This window comes from Streptomyces sp. NBC_00483 (genome assembly GCF_036013745.1).
Taxonomy (GTDB): domain Bacteria; phylum Actinomycetota; class Actinomycetes; order Streptomycetales; family Streptomycetaceae; genus Streptomyces.
Window position 1 is genome coordinate 1,467,956 of record NZ_CP107880.1, and the last position, 16,037, is coordinate 1,483,992.

Below are 16,037 nucleotides of genomic sequence, written 5' to 3' on the forward strand. Positions count from 1 at the left end.
CCTGAATTCCCTCAGTCCTTGAAGCTCAGTCCTTGAACCGGTCGTCGTCCATCCCCGCCATGAGCGCCTGGTGGCTGCGCCGCACGTGTTCGCGCATCACGCGTTCCGCGCCGTCGCCGTCCCTGGCGCGGATGAGGTCGAGGACGCGGTGGTGCTCGTGGTCGGACTCGGTGAGGCGGCCGGGCTGCGACAGGGAGGTGCGGACGAGGCGGGCGTAGGCGAGCTGGTTCATCAGGGTGCGGTAGTGGGCCTCCAGCTTGGAGTTGTCGGCCCCGACCATGATCAGCTCGTGGAAGTCGTGCACCAGCTTCTCGTACTGCTCCGAGTCGCCGGCGCGCACCGCGTCGTCGGCGGCGCTCATGTTGTCGGCGAGGCGTTCCACCTCGGGGACGTTGCCGCGGAAGGCGAGGAGGCGGGCCGCCGCGCCTTCGAGGAGCTCCTTCATCTGGAAGAGCTCCGTGATCTCGCGGCGCGAGGGCACGGCGACGAACGTGCCGACCCGCGGGCGCACCTCCACCAGGCCCTCGATCTGGAGCTGCTTGAGGGCTTCGCGGATCGGGGTGCGGCTGACGCCGAAGGTCTGCGACAGCGTCATCTCGGAGAGGCTGGAGCGCGGCGGCAGCTCCCCACTGATGATCATCCGGCGCAGCTCTTCGGCGACCTTCGCCTGCATGCTGGTCTGCTGCAGCGGCCTGCGTGCGAGGTGCTTGGGCTCTTGCATGGCACGAGAACCTAGTCTTCGGGGACGCATGGCGTCAATTGACGGGGAATCCCGGAATTGCCATGCAAGAAGGCGGGCAATGCCGTGGGGGCGGGTGGCCTACTGGAAGGCCGGGACGACCTCCTTGATGAACAGCTTCAGCGACTCGCGCTTCTCCTCGTGCGAGAGCGTGTTGTCGATCCAGAAGCTGTACTCGTCGACGCCCAGCTCCTCGTAGCCGCGCAGCCGCTCGACGACCTCGGCGGGCGTGCCGATCATGGCGGTCCTGCGCAGGGCCTCGGGCGCGAACTCGGGGCGCTCGGCGAACTTCTCCTCGGGGCTGGGCTCCAGGAAGCCGTTGACCGGGGCCTTCTTGTTGCCGAACCAGGCGTCGAAGGTGCGGTAGAACTTGTTGATTCCTTCGGCGGCCGGGCGCCAGCCCTCCGGGTCCTCCGGGGCGTGCACATGGGTGTGGCGCAGCACCATGATGTCGGGGCGCTCCACCTCGGGGTGGTTGGCGACGGCGGTGTCGAACTTCTCCTTGAGGGCGGCGACCTCCTCGTCGCCCTTCATCAGCGGGGTGACCATGACGTTGCAGCCCTGGGAGACGGCGAAGTCGTGCGAGGCGGGGTCGCGGGCGGCGACCCACATCGGCGGGGTGGGCTGCTGCACCGGCTTGGGCACGCTGGTCGACGTCGGGAACTGCCAGATCTCGCCGTCGTGCGCGTAGTCGCCCTGCCACAACGCCCGTACGGCGGGGACGAGTTCGCGCAGGTGCTTGCCTCCGTCGGAGGCCTTGAGCCCGTCGGCGAGGCGGTCGAACTCGATCTGGTACGCGCCGCGGGCGAGGCCGACCTCGGCCCGGCCGTTGCTGATCACGTCGAGGAGCGCGGTCTCCCCCGCGGCCCGGACCGGGTGCCAGAACGGGGCGATGATGGTGCCCGCGCCGAGCCGGATGGTGTCGGTCTTCGCCGCCAGGTGCGCCAGGATCGGCATCGGGCTGGGCGAGATCGTGTACTCCATGGCGTGGTGCTCACCGACCCACACCGTGCTGAACCCGCCGGCCTCGGCCATCTGCGTCAGCTCGGTGAGGTTCTCGAAGAGTTCGCGGTGGGTGGTGCTCTCGTCCCAGCGCTCCATGTGCACGAACAGCGAAAACCTCATGACAGCTCCTTTGCTGAGGTAGGGGTGGCTTCTTCCATGGCAATGGCGGTGGCTCGCATCTCCGCGAGCGTGGTGTCTCCCGTGGACCAGTGCGTCGCGGGGACCTCGTGGACGACGACCCGGATGTACTCGGGCCGGGTGTCGATCGAGCGCAGCACGGCCTCATGGACCTCGTGCTGCAGGGTCCTGATCTGCTCGGGGGTGCGGCCCTCGGCGAGCGTGACGGTGATCTGTGGCATGGCGGGCGTCAGCTCCGCATCGTGAACGGGTCGGCCACGGGCTCCTCGCTCGTGTTGATCCATACGCTCTTGAGCCGGGTGTACTCCTTGATGGTCTCGGTGCCGTGCTCGACGCCGACGCCGCTGGCCTTGAAGCCCTGGCGTGGGGACATCGGGGACATGGCCCGGTAGGTGTTGACCCAGACCGTGCCCGCGTCGAGGCGGCCCGCCACCCGGTGGGCGCGCGACAGATTGGTGGTCCAGATCCCGGCCGCGAGGCCGTACTCGGTGTCATTGGCGAGGCCCACGACCTCGTCCTCGGTGTCGAACGGCATGATCGCGACGACCGGGCCGAAGATCTCCTCGCGGACCACGCGCATGCTGTTGTCGACGTCGACCAGGACGGTCGGCTCGTAGAAGCAGCCGCCCGTGCCGCCGTCGGTGGGCGCGCCGCCGGTCAGCACGCGGGCACCCTCCTCGCGCCCGAGGTCGACGTACGCGGCGACCTTGTCGCGCTGCGCCTCGAAGGCGAGCGGGCCGAGTTCGGTGGCCCCGTCGAGGGGGTCGCCGATACGGATGGATTTCGCGCGCTCGCAGACCCGCTCCAGAAGCTCGTCGTAGACGGAGCGGTGGGCGAAGACGCGGCTGCCGGCGATGCAGGTCTGCCCGGCCGCGGCGAAGACACCCGCGATGACACCCATGGCGGCGTTCGCCACGTCGGCGTCCTCGAAGACGATCTGCGGCGACTTGCCGCCGAGCTCGAGGGTGGAGCCGATGAAACGGCCCGCGGCCGACGCGGCGATCTTCGATCCGGTCGCCGTGGAGCCGGTGAAGGAGATCTTGGCGAGGTCCTCGTGGTCGACGAGGGGCCCACCGGCCTCGGCGCCGTATCCGGTGACGACGTTGACGACGCCGGGCGGGAAGCCGGCCTCCAGGGCGAGCTCCGCCAGGCGCAGCCCGCTCGCCGACGTGTACTCGGAGGGCTTGACGACCACCGTGTTGCCCGCGCACAGGGCGGGGGCCAGCTTGCTGGTGGTCAGGGTCAGCGGCGAGTTCCACGGGGTGATCGCGCCCACGACGCCGAGGGGCTCGCGCGCCGTGTAGTTGAGGACAGCGCGGTCGGAGGTGGGGATGGTCTCGCCGTGGATCTTGTCGGCGAGGCCCGCGTAGTAGTGGAAGTACTCGGGCAGCGAGGCGAGTTGGCCGCGCATCTCGCGCAGCAGCTTGCCGTTGTCCCGCGACTCCATGAGGGCGAGTTCCTCCGCGTTCTCGGCGATCAGCTCACCGAGGCGGCGCAGGAGGTGGCCCCGCTTGGTCTGGTTGAGGTCGCGCCAGTCCGGGTCCTCGAAGGCGGTGCGCGCGGCGGCGACGGCCTTGTCGATGTCGGCGGCGGTGCCGCGGGCGGCGCGGTAGAGGGTGCGGCCGGTGGCCGGGTCGGTGCTGTCGAAGTACTCGCCGGCGGCGGGCTCGACCCACCTGCCGCCGATGAAGTGCTTCCAGGTCGTGAGCGTCGTGGGCTCAGACATGTGCGGTGTCTCCAGGTGCGCTCTCGTCGGTGAGCTGTGCGCTCTGTGTGAGGAACGTGGTGAGGGCCTCGGCGAACGCCTCCGGGCGCTCGACGGGCAGCATGTGTCGCGCCCCGGGCACGATCACGGCCCGGCAGGCGGGCAGCGCCGCGGCGAGGCGGTGTGTCATCTCCGGCGTGGACCCGGGATCGTTCTCCCCGGTCACGGCCAGGGACGGCACGGTGATGTCACCGAGCCGCGGGCCGAGCTCGGCGTCGGCTTGCGCGAACACCCGGTAGCAGCCGAGGAAAGAGTCGACGTCGTTGGCGCTCAGCGTGGCCCGCGTCCGGTCGACGACCTCGTCCGGCACGGTGGTGCCCGCGTACCAGCGCTCGATGGACGCAGCGGTGCTCGCCGCGAAGTCGCTCTCGGCATTGCGCAGCCGGGTCCGGACGGCCGCCCGCTCGTCGGGGGTGCGGCGACAGACCGAGCTCACCGAGGTGAGCGTGCGCGTCAACTCCGGCCGGTACAGGGCCAGTTGCTGGGCGACCAGCGCGCCGAGCGAGAACCCGACGAGGTGCGAGCCTGCCGGGATGTGCCCGGCGACCCCGTCGGCGAGCTCCGCCAGGGTCACGTCGCCGCGCACGGGCGGGCGGGCGCCGTGCCCGGGCAGGTCGATCGCGATGACGGTGAAGCGGTCGGCCAGCAGGGCGGTGACGGGCTCCCACATGGTGCGGTCGAGGCCGACACCGTGCAGGAGTACGAGGGGCGGCTTGTCCATGGCGGTGCCTACTGCTCGGTGGCGAGCGGGGCGAGGCGGGCCTGCGGACGGCCCTGGGCCGCGGCGGCGAGGCCGATGACGATCTCGTCGGCGCGCGGGCCGTCCGGGACCCGTACCTCGATGCTCTGGTGGTGGGAGCGGATGGTGGCGTCGGTGATGTGCTTCAGCGGGATGTCGAAGACACCTCCGGCGACCGCGCGCTTCTCCACGGCCGGGAGCAGCGTGGTGGCGTTCGCCGCCTTGCGGAAGTGGTCGCCGAACTTCAGCGTGTGGATGAGGGCGCTGCCGTGCTCGACCTCGCCGTCCAGGCCGACGATGGCGGCCTTCCCGTACGCCTCGACGGGCGCGCCGAGCGCCTCCACGACGCGCGGCGCGAGCAACTCGCCCAGCTGCGGAGCCACTTCGTCGATGCCGGGCAGCAGGTCGTCGACGAAGCCCTGGCCCGCCCACGGGTTCTCGATCACGGCGAGCACCACCGCGGTGCGTGCCACCGAGTCGACGGGGCGGCCGCCCTCGGCGTGGATGTCTTCGACGTACGTCACGATCTTGCGGAGGTTCATCGGGCGGTCTCCAAGTCGGCGAGGCGGACCACGGGGTCCTGGCGGCGGTCTCCGATACGGGCGTTGGGGCGCGGCCCCGAGGCTGCGGCGGCCACGACGACGATCTCGTCGGGGCGCGGTGCGTCCGGCACCCGGATCTGGACGGTCTGGTAGTGGGAGCGGGTGGCGGCGGCGGTCTTGTGCCACACCGGGACGGTCAGCGGTTCGCCCGCCGCGAGCCGGTCGTCGCTGAACACGATGATCGAGGTGCCCTCGGTCAGCTCCCGCAGCACATTGCCGAAGTACGGGGTGTGGATCAGTGCCCCGCCGTGCTCGATCTCGCCGTCGAGCCCGACGACGGCCGCCTTGCCGAACGCCTCGACGTGCTCCACGCCGCCCAGCGTCTCGATCAGCCGGTCGGTGAGGAGGCGGCCGATGCCGGGCGCGATGTCCTCCACCTCGGGTCCCAGGTCGGCGACGAATCCGCGCCCGGCCCAGGGGTTCTCGATCACGGCGGCCGCGGCGACGCGGCGTACGGGGGTCGCGACCGGCCGGCCGAGCTCCAGGAGGACCTCGTCCACCACGGTGACGACCTTGCGCAGTCTGCCTCGTGTGGGCGTGGCCCACAGTTGTTGGCCTGCTGATGGTTGCTGTGCCATGGCAGCGAGGCTAAGAGTGACCCGGGGAGCCGTCAAGGGTCGGCGGCAAATAGGCGGCTCTGACCTAGGGGTTCCCTGTAATACAGCCCAGGAAGCTGCGAATTCCGTCCGAACCATTGACATGACGGATACCCGATTCCTACGGTCCTCTGCCATACAACAGATCTGCCATGCAAGAGCAGGCCGATCCGATCGATGGAGCCGCCATGTCAGTCACTCTGGAACATGCCACCGACCGCCCCGCCCGCCTCCGCGCCGCCTGGGACGCGGCCTGGAACCGGGGTGAAGTCGACGCTCTGGACGCCGTGTTGAGCACCGGCTACGTGCGCCGCCGTGGGCCGGCCGGCACCGCTCAGGACCGCGCCGGGTTCAAGGAGAGCATCAGCGCGGTGCGCGCGGCGTTCCCCGATCTGCGGACCGAGATCGAGGACCTGGTCGTGGACGGGGACCGGCTGGCGGTCCGCTGGCGCAGCACGGGCCGGCACACCGACACGTTCATGGGTGTGCCGCCCACCGGCCGGCCCGTCGAGGTGTCGGGCGCCACATTCGCCCGCTTCGACGGTGACACCGTCACCGAGGAGTCTGTGACCTTCGACTCCCGGCAGCTCCTCGAGGCGCTCGGCATCATCACGACGGCGCACGAGGCCGCCGTCGACGCCGACCTGGTCAAGGGGGTGCACCGCAAGTTCATCACCGGTGTCACCGTGGTGACCACCGACGACGACGGGACCCCCAGGGGCCTCGCGGTGAACGCGTTCTCCAGCATCTCCCTCGACCCGCCGATGGTCCTGGTGTGTGTCCAACGCAGCTCGTCGACACACCCCGCACTGCACCGTGCCACCCACATCGGCATCAACATCCTCGCGGCCGACCAGCTCGACGTGGCGAAGGTGTTCGCGAGCAAGGGCACCGACAAGTTCGCCGCCCTCGACTGGGCGCCCGGCGAGCACGGCGCCCCGCTGCTCGACGGTTCAGCCGCCCGCCTTGAGGTGGAGATCGGCGAGCGCCTGGAGGCCGGGAGTCACACCGTCTTCACCGGACGTGTAGTGTCGGCGTCTCATTCTGAGCTCGCCCCGCTCGTCTACAGCGGTGGCGGCTTCTTCGACATCTCGCAGACGGCGCCCCTTCCGTGGTGACTCGCGTCCGCCCCCGCACCCACGTTCTTCGGAGCACGCCATGACTCATGATTCACAGGGCCCACCTGTCTACGGCAGCGCCGTGACCAAGGTCGAGCCGTTCGGTGTCGACCACATCCCCGACAGCGAGCGACACGGTAAACCGAGTTCACAGTTCTTCGTGTGGTTCGCCGCGGGGCTCAATTTCCCGGTCATCCTGCTCGGCTTCAGCGCCGCGTGGTTCGGGCTCAGCTTCACCACCGCCGTCGCCGCGATCGTCGTCGGCGCCGGTGTCGGCGCCGTCCTGATGGCCGTCATGTCGCGCATGGGCGTCCGCCTCGGTGTGCCGCAGCAGATCCAGGCGAGGGGGCCGCTGGGCTTCTTCGGCAACTTCCTGCCCGTCGCCTATATCAACGTGTTCTCCGGTGTGGGCTGGGCGGCCGTCACGGTCATCCTCGGCGGCAAGGCCTTCGCGGAGCTGAGCCACCTGCCGTACTGGCTGTGTGCCCTCCTGCTCACCGTGGTCGAGCTCGTCGTGGCCATCTTCGGCTACAACATGATCAATTTCCTTCAGCGGGCGCTGACCTACGTCCTCACCCCGCTGTTCGTGCTGATCACGGTCGTGGCGGTGGCCCGCGGCGGCAGCCTCTTCGAGGCCAACCCGCACGCGGACGGCTATGTCGGCACGGCTGGTGGCTCGATCACCCTCGGCGGCTGGTTCCTGGCATTCCTCGTGGCGTGGATGCCCTTCGCCTCCGACTACTCGCGCTACCTGCCCGACACCGCGAAGGTCGTCCGGCAGACCACCTGGTACACCGCCTTCGGCAACTTCCTCACCATCGCCTGGCTCGGCATCCTGGGCGTCGTGGTCGGCGCCTCCGCCTCCAGCTCGGACACGATCACCGCCCTGCACCAGCTGATGGGTCCGTTCGCCGTCCCCGCCCTCGTCGCCGTGGGCCTGTCCGCCCTGGCGCAGAACTTCCTCAACGTCTACGGCGGCGCGATCTCCGTCCAGACCCTCAAGATCCCCGTGACCCGCACGCAGGCGGTGGCCGGGATCTGCGTCCTCGCCTACGGGATCAGCCTGTGGGGCGCCTCCGGCACCGAGGACAAGTTCAAGGTCTTCCTCAACCTGACCGCGTACTTCATCGCCCCGTTCGCCGCCGTGCTCCTGATCGACTTCTACCTGGGCGGGCGCGGCGACCCCCGCAGGATCGCCGAGCTCTACGACCGTTCCAGGGTCGTCGACTGGGGCCTGGTGGCCTGGGCGGCCGGCGTGGTGGCGTCCGTGCCCTTCTGGGTGTCCGACATCTACACCGGTGCCTTCGCCTCGGCCCACCCGGGCGCCGGCGACCTCAGCATGCTCGTCGCCGCCGGTGTCGCGGTCATCGTGTACCTGTTCACGTACCGGCTGAAGCCGCTGTGGCGGCGGGCGGGTGGCGAGAACTCCGACATCGACACGGCCACCGACACCGCTGCCGAGCAACTGCCGGAGCGCGCGCCGGACTTGATCGGTCGCGGCTGACGGATTGCCACCGCGGCGGGTGTGTCCGCCGCGGTGGCGGGTACGACACTTCCCGTGCAGGATGTCGCAGAAGCGGCGGAAGAGCGAGGAGTGCCGGAAGTGATTCGAAAACTGCAGGCGGTCGCGCTGGACTGTGCCGACCCCGTACAGCTCGCCGAGTTCTACGCGGAGCTGCTCGGCGGCCGGGTGGTCCTGGACCCCGACGATCCCGACTGGGTCGACGTGGTGGGGTTCGAGGGGACGCCCCTGGCCTGCCAGCGGGTGGACGGGTACCAGGCGCCGCAGTGGCCGGGCCAGGAGCGGCCGCAACAGGTCCACCTCGACTTCGACGTGGACGACCTCGAAGCCGACGAGAAGCGGGTGCTCGCGCTCGGCGCGACGCTCCTCGAGCGGACGGACCAGATCCGGCCGGACACCAACTGGCGGGTCTACGCGGACCCGGCCGGCCACCCATTCTGCCTCTGCCTGCACTGAGAACCCGTGCACTGAAGGCCCGTGCACTGAGGCCCCGTGCACCGAGGGCCCCTGCCCGGCGGGCCCGCCGCCCCGGCTCACCCGGTCGGCGCGGCCCGCTCCAGGTCGTCGATGCTCCCCGACATGATGTCCCGCACGTGCGCGGTGATGTGCTCCAACGGCCAGTCCCACCAAGCGACTTGAAGCAGCCGCTCGACGTCGGCGTCGCTGTACCTGCGGCGGATGACACGGCCCGGATTGCCGCCGACGATGCCGTAGTCGGGGACGTCGTCGACGACCACGGCCCCCGAGGCGATCACCGCCCCGTGCCCGATGCGGACGCCGGGCATCACCATCGCGCGGTAGCCGAACCACACATCGTTGCCGACCACGGTGTCGCCCCGCCCCGGCAGCCCGGTGATGAGGTCGAAGTGCTCCGCCCAGGAGCCGCCCATGATCGGGAACGGGAACGTGGAGGCGCTGTCCATGCGGTGATTGGCGCCGTTCATGATGAACCGCACGCCCTCCCCCAGCGCGCAGAACTTCCCGATGACCAGCTTCTCCGGCCCGTAGTGGTACAGCACGTTGCGGGTCTCGAAGGCGGTCGCGTCGTCCGGGTCGTCGTAGTACGAGAAGTCGCCGACCTCGATGAGCGGCGACTTGACCAGGGGCTTGAGGAGGACGACCCGCGGCTGCTCGGGCATCGGGTGCAGCACGGTCGGGTCGGCGGGAACGTTCGGTGTCACCAGTCGGCCTTTCTCAAGCACATGGGGAGCACATGGGGCCGCCGCGAGCAGCTGACCACCCATTGACAGGACATTTGAACAAGGACGATCGTACTCGGGCCAGAGCGCGCCAGAAGCCCGGAGCGAAGGGACGCCAGCCGAGATGTCGTTCGATGTGTTGACCATGGGCCGCGTGGGAGTGGACGTGTATCCGCTCCAGACGGGCGTAGGGCTTGCGGAGGTGTCGACGTTCGGGAAGTACCTCGGCGGCAGCCCGACGAACGTCGCGGTCGCCGCGGCCCGCTACGGGCGGCGGGCGTCGGTGATCACGAAGACGGGCGCGGACCCCTTCGGCGATTTCGTGCGAACTTCCTTGGCGGGCTATGGAGTCGACGCCTCGTTCGTCGGCACGTCGGACGTCGCGCCGACGCCGGTGACGTTCTGCGAGATCTTCCCGCCGGACGATTTCCCGCTGTACTTCTACCGGTTGCCGAAGGCCCCGGACCTGGACATCCGCCCCGACGACCTCGACCTGGACGCGGTGGCGGCGGCCCGGATCTTCTGGATGACGGGGACGGGGCTGAGCGAGGAACCCTCCCGGTCGGCGACGCTGGCGGCGCTCCAGCACCGGGCGAAGCAGGGGACGACGGTCTTCGACCTGGACTGGCGGCCCATGTTCTGGCAGGACACCTCCCAGGCGCGGGTGTACTACCGCGAGGCGCTCGCCCACACCACGGTGGCCGTCGGCAATCTCGACGAGTGCGAGATCGCGACCGGCGAACGGGAGCCGCACGCGGCGGCAACGGCGCTGCTGGCGGCCGGAGTTGAGCTGGCCGTCGTGAAGCAGGGCCCCAAGGGTGTGCTCGCGATGGACCGCGATGGCGCGGTGGCCGAGCTGCCGCCGGTGCCGGTGGACGTGGTCAACGGGCTCGGCGCGGGCGACGCGTTCGGCGGCGCGCTGTGCCACGGGCTGCTTTCGGGCTGGGACGTGGCACGGACGGTGTCGTTCGCCAATGCGGCGGGCGCGCTGGTGGCGGGCCGTCTCGCCTGCTCGGACGCCATGCCCACGGCGGCAGAGGTCGAGGAGAAGCTCCGCGAGGTGAACGGTGACGTCTGAGGAGAAGACTGTGCGCATAGGCGTCATCGGAGCCGGCTGGATCGGCCGTGAGCACATCCGCCGGCTCACCGACGTGGTCGTCGGGGCGCGGGTCACCGCGGTGACCGACATCGACGCGGAGCGCGCGGCCGAGGCGGCGCGCCACCCCGGCGCGAAGGTGTACGCCGACGGTGCCTCACTGATCGCCTCCGAGGATGTCGACGCGGTGCTCGTCACGTCGTGGGGGCCGACCCACGCCGAGCATGTCCTGAACGCCGTCGCGGCGGGCAAGCCCGTGTTCTGCGAGAAGCCGCTCGCCACCACCCCCGAGGACTGCCTGAAGATCGTCGAGGCGGAGCAGGCGCACGGCAGCCGGCTCGTCCAAGTGGGCTTCATGCGCCGCTTCGACCAGGGCTACCGGCAGATGAAGGAGGTCATCGACGCGGGCCGGATCGGCACCCCGCTGATGGTGCACTGCGCACACCGCAACGCGTCGTCCGTGGAGTCGTACACCTCCGACATGGCCGCCCTCGACACGGCGGTGCACGAGATCGACGTGCTGCGCTGGCTCCTGGACGACGAGATCATCTCTACGCAGGTGATCACCCCGCGTTCGACGACGCAGAAGCACGCACACCTCACCGACCCCCAGTTCATGCTCTTCGAGACCGCGCAGGGCGTCCGTATCGACCTGGAGGTCTTCGTCAACTGCCGTTACGGCTACGACATCCAATGCGAGGCGGTCGGCGAGGAGGGCCTGGTCCGGCTGCCCGACCCGGCGGCGGTCGGGGTGCGCACGGCGGGCGCGCACAGCACGGCGATCCTGCCGGACTGGACGGGCCGCTTCGCCGACGCCTTCGACACCGAGTTCCGCGAGTGGGTCGCGCACCTGGCGGCGGGCCGCGAGCCCACAGGACCCTCCGCCTGGGACGGCTACGCCGCGACCGTCATCACCGGCGCCACCGTCGAGTCCCGCACCTCGGGCCGGGTCGTCACCACGGACATCCCGAAGCGCCCCGACTTCTACGCCCCGCACGACAAGCGGTGAGCCCCGGCCCCGCCACCTCGCCCTACAGCCCGACGGCCAACGTCGCGACGACCGGGGCGAGATACAGCACCGGGAACGCGACCGTCTTGTAGGAGCGCGCCCGCAGCACGGTGACGACCGCACCGACGAAGTACAGGACCAGGGCGATCGCGGCCGCGATGCCGACGGCCGGCACGGCGAGGCCGGCCAACAGGCCTGCGGCGCCCAGGAGTTTGGCCACGGCGAGCCGGGGCCACCAGGTCTCGGGGACCCCGTACGAGACGAGGGGATCCACGACGAACTCGGCGCGGCGCAGCAGCGAGACACCGGAGAAGCCGACCCAGAGGGCCGTCAGGACGGTGACGATGACAACGGTGGTGGACATACGGGCGTGCTCCTTCAGGGCATGAGGAACGACACGAGAAACGAGGAAGCGCTGACGTGACAGCGGGGTGACAGGAACACGTGACAGGAGCGGGCAACAGGGGCGGCCGTCCCGAGCCAAGGGTCCTCGCTGCCGTACGCGGTATCAACGGCCGTCCCGATAACGAGCGATAATCCCCGCGTTAACGATGGGGAGGGGGCTCAGGGGTGGAGCTGCGTGACATCGAGATCATCCTGACGCTCGCGGACGAGCTGCACTTCGGCCGGACCGCCGAGCGGCTGCACATCTCGGCGGCCAGGGTCAGCCAGGTGGTCAAGACGCAGGAGCGGCGCATCGGCGCGGCCCTGTTCGAGCGGACCAGCCGGTCGGTGCGGCTCACGCCGATCGGCCGGCGCCTGACCGAGGGCCTGCGGCAGGGGCAGGATGCCATCAACGCCGCCGTCGCGGAGGCCCGCGCCGCCGCGCGCGGTGTGTCCGGCACGCTCACGCTCGGTGTGATGGGTGCGCTCGGCCATGAACTGCGGGCCCACATCGGGCACTTCGGCAAGCTGTATCCCGAGTGCGAGGTGCGGCTGCAGGAGATCCACTTCAGCGATCCGTACGGCCCGCTGCGCCGCGGCGAGGTGGACGTGCTGGTGCTGTGGCTGCCGGTCGACGAGCCCGATGTGACCGTGGGCCCGGTGGTGCTGACGGAGGGGCGGGTGCTCGCGGTGTGGGCGGGGCACGAACTGTCCGGGCACACCGATGTCTCCCTGGAGGACCTGGCGGGCCGCACCGTCATCGACGTCGGCCCCGAAGTGCCGCGGGAGTGGGGTGCGGCCATGGTGCCCACCCGTACGCCCAGCGGGCGCGCGATCCCCCGCGGCCCCCGCGTACGCACCTTCCACGAGGTCCTCACCCAGGTCGCCGCCCGCGCCGTGATCACGCCGCTCAACGCGCACGTCCTGCGCTACTACCGCCACCCCGGCGTGGAGTTCCTGCCGATCCGGGACGCGCCGCCGACCGAGTGGACGCTGGTGTGGCGCACCACGAGCGAGACCGCGCAGATTCGCGCCTTCGCGGAGGCGGCCCGCGCGTTCGGGGTGCGCAGTGCCGGATGACGGCACATGGGCGAGCGGAATACGACGTGTTTGCCCCGCCGAACCCGGGGCAGGTGCCATCGCCGACGAGCATTGCTTGATTCTGCAACTTTTCGCAGGTCGAAGAGATCGAGGTTCATGTGTCAGTCAGGCTTGAGGCCGAGCACCTGTACAAGGTGTTCGGCAGGCGACAGGAAGAGGCGGTCGAGCGGCTCCGCACCGGGACCGACCGTGAGGAGCTGCGGTCCGAAGGGACCACCGCGGGCGTGATCGACGCCTCCTTCTCGGTGGAGTCCGGCAAGATCTTCGTCGTCATGGGCCTGTCGGGATCGGGCAAGTCGACGCTGCTGCGCATGCTCAACGGCCTGTCGGAACCGACCGCCGGACACGTGAAGTTCGACGGTCAGGACCTGACCGCCCTGCCCGCCAAGGAGCTGCGGGCGGTCCGCTCCCACAAGATCAGCATGGTCTTCCAGCACTTCGCGCTGTTCCCGCACCGCAGCGTGCTCGAGAACGCGGCCTACGGCCTCGCGGTGCAGGGTGTGCCGCGCGCCGAGCGCGAGCAGCGGGCCGCGGAGGCCCTGGAGCTGACCGGGCTCAAGGGCTGGGAGACGTCCTTCCCCGACGAGCTCTCCGGCGGCATGCAGCAGCGCGTGGGCCTCGCCCGCGCGCTCGCCACGGACGCCGAACTGCTGCTGATGGACGAGTCGTTCAGCGCCCTCGACCCGCTGATCCGGCGGGACATGCAGGACCAGCTGCTCGTGCTGCAAAAGAAGCTCAAGAAAACCATCGTCTTCATCACGCACGATCTCAACGAGGCCATGCGCCTCGGTGACCGAATAGCCGTCATGCGCGACGGCCGCATCGTGCAGAACGGCACGCCGGAGGACATCCTGGTCCGCCCGGCGGACGAGTACGTCGCCAACTTCATCCAGGACGTGGACCGTTCACGGGTGCTGACCGCCGGAGCCATCATGGAGTCCGCCGACGCCCTGCGCGCCGGCTCGGGCCGGACGGACCTCACCGACACCGAGCTGCTCGCGAAAGCACCCGCCCGCGTAGGACCCGACACTCCGCTCGCCGAGCTGTTCGCGCCGTGCGCGCAGCGGGCCGCCGCGCCCGTCGCCGTCGTCGAGGACGAGGTACTGACCGGCGTGGTCAGCCAGGAGCGGCTGCTGGCCGTGCTCGGGGAAGCCGCCGCGACCGGCGGACAGGACGACGCCCAGGGCGGGACGGCCGGGGACAAGGTGAGCGCGCGTGCCTAGAATTCCCTTCGGCGACTGGGTCAACACCGCGGTCAACTGGCTCCTGAACAACGCCGCCTGGCTGTTCGACTTCTTCAAGGCCGTCTTCGAGGGCTGCTACGACGGCATCCTCGCCGTGCTCGACGCCCCGCAACCTCTGCTCCTCGCGGGCATCTTCGCCGTGTGCGCCTGGTGGCTGCGCGGACTGCTCGCCGGCGTCCTCTCCTTCGTCGGCTTCGCCTTCATCGACTCCCTCCAACTGTGGGAACACGCGATGATGACGCTGTCGCTGGTACTCGTCGCCACGATCCTCGCGCTGGTCATCGCGGTGCCGATCGGCGTCTGGGCCGCGTACTCCGAGCGGGTCGGCGCGACGGTGCGGCCGGTCCTCGACCTCATGCAGACGATGCCGGCGATGATCTATCTGATCCCGGCGATCCTGTTCTTCGGCAGTGGCGCCCCCGCGGGCATCGTCGCCACCCTGGTCTTCGCCCTGGCGCCCGGCGTCCGGCTCACCGAGCTGGGCATCCGCCAGGTCGACCGCGAACTGGTCGAGGCCGCCGAGGCGTTCGGCACCCAGCCCCGCAAGATCCTGCTGCGCGTGCAGTTCCCGCTCGCGCTGCCCACCGTCATGACCGGCGTCAACCAGGTCATCATGCTGTCCCTCTCCATGGCCGCGATCGCCGGCATGGTCGGCGCCGAAGGGCTCGGCGGCGACGTCAACGAGGCCATCGGCCAGCTCAACGTGGGGCTCGGCGCGGAGGCCGGCATCGCCATCGTGCTGCTCGCGATCTACCTCGACCGGATGACCGGCGCGCTCGGCACCCAGGTCTCGCCGCTGGGCCGGCGCCTCACGGTCAGTCGCGGCGCCGCCGTCACGGGCTTCGGCTCGCAGCTGTGGAACCACCGCCCCCGCCCCGCCTTCGCCGGGGTCGGCATCGTCGTCCTCGCGCTCGTCGCCGGCGGCCTGGGTGTCTTCGGCGGCACCGAGAAGTCCACGGTCTCGGGCGTCGGCAACGGCGAGAAGGTCACCATCGGCTACATCCCCTGGGACGAGGCCACCGCCACCACCTACCTGTGGAAGGAGGCCCTGGAGCGGCGCGGCTACGAGGTGCAGGTCAAGCAGTTCGAGCTCGGACCGCTGTGGACCGCGCTGTCCCGCGGTGACGTGGACTTCCAGACGGACGCCTCGCTTCCTGTCACCCACGCGCCGTACTGGAAGAAGTACGGCAAGGACGTCGAGCCCCTGGGCACCTGGTACACGGGCAAGATGGAGAACAAGCTGGCCGTGCCCGCGTACATGAAGGACGTCGACTCCCTCGCCGATCTGAACGGCCACGCGGGCGAGTTCGGCGGAAAGATCACGGGCATCGAGGCCAGCGCGGGCCTGACGGCCATCCTGAAGAAGAAGGTCATGCCCGCCTACGACCTCCGCCCCAAGTTCAAGGTCGTCGACAGCTCCACGCCCGCGATGCTCGCCGAGCTCAAGCGCGCGTACGCGGCGAAGAAGCCGATCGTCGTCAGCCTCTGGACCCCGCACTGGGCCTACGCCGACTTCGACATGAAGAACCTCAAGGACCCGAAGCACGCCTGGGGCAAGGGCGACGACCTGCGCGGCATCGGCCGCAAGGGATTCTCCGACGAGCACCCCCGCGTGGCCGGCTGGATCAAGAACTTCAAGATGAGCGAGAAGCAGCTCATGGACCTGGAGTCCAAGATCAACAAGGCCGGCAAGGGTGAGCAGCAGGACGCGGTGCGTGCCTGGCTGAAGAAGCACCCGGGCTACGCGGAGAAGATGACACCGCTCAAGAAGTAACGCAGT

The 16,037-nt window shown here is 70.0% G+C and carries 17 protein-coding genes; 8 read left to right on the forward strand and 9 right to left on the reverse strand.

Annotated features, from left to right (window positions below):
- Nucleotides 1-25: 25 nt before the first annotated feature.
- The 7 genes from OHA73_RS06250 to OHA73_RS06280 all read right to left on the reverse strand — a co-directional run bounded on the left by OHA73_RS06250 (nucleotide 26) and on the right by OHA73_RS06280 (nucleotide 5,566).
- Nucleotides 26-721 carry a GntR family transcriptional regulator gene (locus OHA73_RS06250; RefSeq protein WP_327654433.1) on the reverse strand — a complete coding sequence of 232 codons (696 nt, stop codon included), beginning with the start codon at nucleotides 719-721 and terminating at the stop codon, nucleotides 26-28.
- A 99-nt stretch (nucleotides 722-820) separates the two neighbouring features.
- A complete protein-coding gene (locus OHA73_RS06255; protein WP_266716552.1) occupies nucleotides 821-1,864 on the reverse strand; it encodes an LLM class flavin-dependent oxidoreductase in 1,044 nt (347 codons plus the stop codon).
- Nucleotides 1,861-2,103: a tautomerase family protein gene (locus OHA73_RS06260; protein WP_266716550.1), complete on the reverse strand. Its 243-nt coding sequence runs from the start codon at nucleotides 2,101-2,103 to the stop codon at nucleotides 1,861-1,863. The genes OHA73_RS06255 and OHA73_RS06260 overlap by 4 nt, the downstream gene beginning before the upstream one ends.
- A gap of 8 nt (nucleotides 2,104-2,111) precedes the next feature.
- Entirely contained in the window at nucleotides 2,112-3,608 is a 1,497-nt protein-coding gene (locus OHA73_RS06265) for an aldehyde dehydrogenase (protein ID WP_327654434.1), read from the reverse strand.
- Nucleotides 3,601-4,368, reverse strand: coding sequence for an alpha/beta fold hydrolase (locus tag OHA73_RS06270; protein WP_327654435.1), 768 nt, complete (start codon nucleotides 4,366-4,368; stop codon nucleotides 3,601-3,603). The genes OHA73_RS06265 and OHA73_RS06270 overlap by 8 nt, the downstream gene beginning before the upstream one ends.
- A gap of 8 nt (nucleotides 4,369-4,376) precedes the next feature.
- Nucleotides 4,377-4,928 carry an amino acid synthesis family protein gene (locus tag OHA73_RS06275; RefSeq protein ID WP_266716546.1) on the reverse strand — a complete coding sequence of 184 codons (552 nt, stop codon included), beginning with the start codon at nucleotides 4,926-4,928 and terminating at the stop codon, nucleotides 4,377-4,379.
- Nucleotides 4,925-5,566 carry an amino acid synthesis family protein gene (locus OHA73_RS06280; protein WP_267071759.1) on the reverse strand — a complete coding sequence of 214 codons (642 nt, stop codon included), beginning with the start codon at nucleotides 5,564-5,566 and terminating at the stop codon, nucleotides 4,925-4,927. The genes OHA73_RS06275 and OHA73_RS06280 overlap by 4 nt, the downstream gene beginning before the upstream one ends.
- Nucleotides 5,567-5,772: 206 nt before the next feature.
- Between OHA73_RS06280 and OHA73_RS06285 the strand changes: the two genes are divergently transcribed.
- The 3 genes from OHA73_RS06285 to OHA73_RS06295 all read left to right on the forward strand — a co-directional run bounded on the left by OHA73_RS06285 (nucleotide 5,773) and on the right by OHA73_RS06295 (nucleotide 8,680).
- Nucleotides 5,773-6,702 (forward strand): flavin reductase, encoded by a 930-nt coding sequence (locus tag OHA73_RS06285; protein ID WP_266716542.1) that lies wholly within the window; start codon nucleotides 5,773-5,775, stop codon nucleotides 6,700-6,702.
- 40 nt (nucleotides 6,703-6,742) lie between these two features.
- A complete protein-coding gene (locus OHA73_RS06290; RefSeq protein ID WP_327654436.1) occupies nucleotides 6,743-8,206 on the forward strand; it encodes a purine-cytosine permease family protein in 1,464 nt (487 codons plus the stop codon).
- 99 nt (nucleotides 8,207-8,305) lie between these two features.
- Complete coding sequence (locus OHA73_RS06295; protein ID WP_266716538.1) at nucleotides 8,306-8,680, forward strand: VOC family protein; 375 nt, start codon at nucleotides 8,306-8,308, stop codon at nucleotides 8,678-8,680.
- A gap of 77 nt (nucleotides 8,681-8,757) precedes the next feature.
- Here the strand turns inward: OHA73_RS06295 and OHA73_RS06300 are convergent, their stop codons facing one another.
- Nucleotides 8,758-9,363: a CatB-related O-acetyltransferase gene (locus tag OHA73_RS06300; protein ID WP_327658419.1), complete on the reverse strand. Its 606-nt coding sequence runs from the start codon at nucleotides 9,361-9,363 to the stop codon at nucleotides 8,758-8,760.
- A 184-nt stretch (nucleotides 9,364-9,547) separates the two neighbouring features.
- Between OHA73_RS06300 and iolC the strand changes: the two genes are divergently transcribed.
- Nucleotides 9,548-10,501, forward strand: a complete 954-nt coding sequence (iolC, locus tag OHA73_RS06305; RefSeq protein ID WP_327654437.1) for a 5-dehydro-2-deoxygluconokinase — start codon at nucleotides 9,548-9,550, stop codon at nucleotides 10,499-10,501.
- Between the two features lie 10 nt (nucleotides 10,502-10,511).
- Complete coding sequence (locus OHA73_RS06310) at nucleotides 10,512-11,528, forward strand: Gfo/Idh/MocA family protein (RefSeq protein WP_327654438.1); 1,017 nt, start codon at nucleotides 10,512-10,514, stop codon at nucleotides 11,526-11,528.
- A gap of 22 nt (nucleotides 11,529-11,550) precedes the next feature.
- Here OHA73_RS06310 and OHA73_RS06315 read toward each other — a convergent pair whose 3' ends face one another.
- The gene (locus tag OHA73_RS06315; protein ID WP_266716532.1) at nucleotides 11,551-11,892 is read right to left on the reverse strand and encodes a DoxX family protein; all 342 of its coding nucleotides are present in this window, start codon (nucleotides 11,890-11,892) and stop codon (nucleotides 11,551-11,553) included.
- Between the two features lie 206 nt (nucleotides 11,893-12,098).
- Here OHA73_RS06315 and OHA73_RS06320 point away from each other — a divergent pair, with 206 nt between their 5' ends.
- The 3 genes from OHA73_RS06320 to OHA73_RS06330 all read left to right on the forward strand — a co-directional run bounded on the left by OHA73_RS06320 (nucleotide 12,099) and on the right by OHA73_RS06330 (nucleotide 16,031).
- Entirely contained in the window at nucleotides 12,099-12,992 is an 894-nt protein-coding gene (locus tag OHA73_RS06320; RefSeq protein WP_327654439.1) for a LysR family transcriptional regulator, read from the forward strand.
- Between the two features lie 119 nt (nucleotides 12,993-13,111).
- Nucleotides 13,112-14,236 carry a quaternary amine ABC transporter ATP-binding protein gene (locus tag OHA73_RS06325; RefSeq protein ID WP_327654440.1) on the forward strand — a complete coding sequence of 375 codons (1,125 nt, stop codon included), beginning with the start codon at nucleotides 13,112-13,114 and terminating at the stop codon, nucleotides 14,234-14,236.
- A complete protein-coding gene (locus OHA73_RS06330) occupies nucleotides 14,229-16,031 on the forward strand; it encodes an ABC transporter permease/substrate binding protein (RefSeq protein ID WP_327654441.1) in 1,803 nt (600 codons plus the stop codon). Before OHA73_RS06325 ends, OHA73_RS06330 begins: the two co-directional genes overlap by 8 nt.
- Nucleotides 16,032-16,037 lie beyond the last annotated feature (6 nt).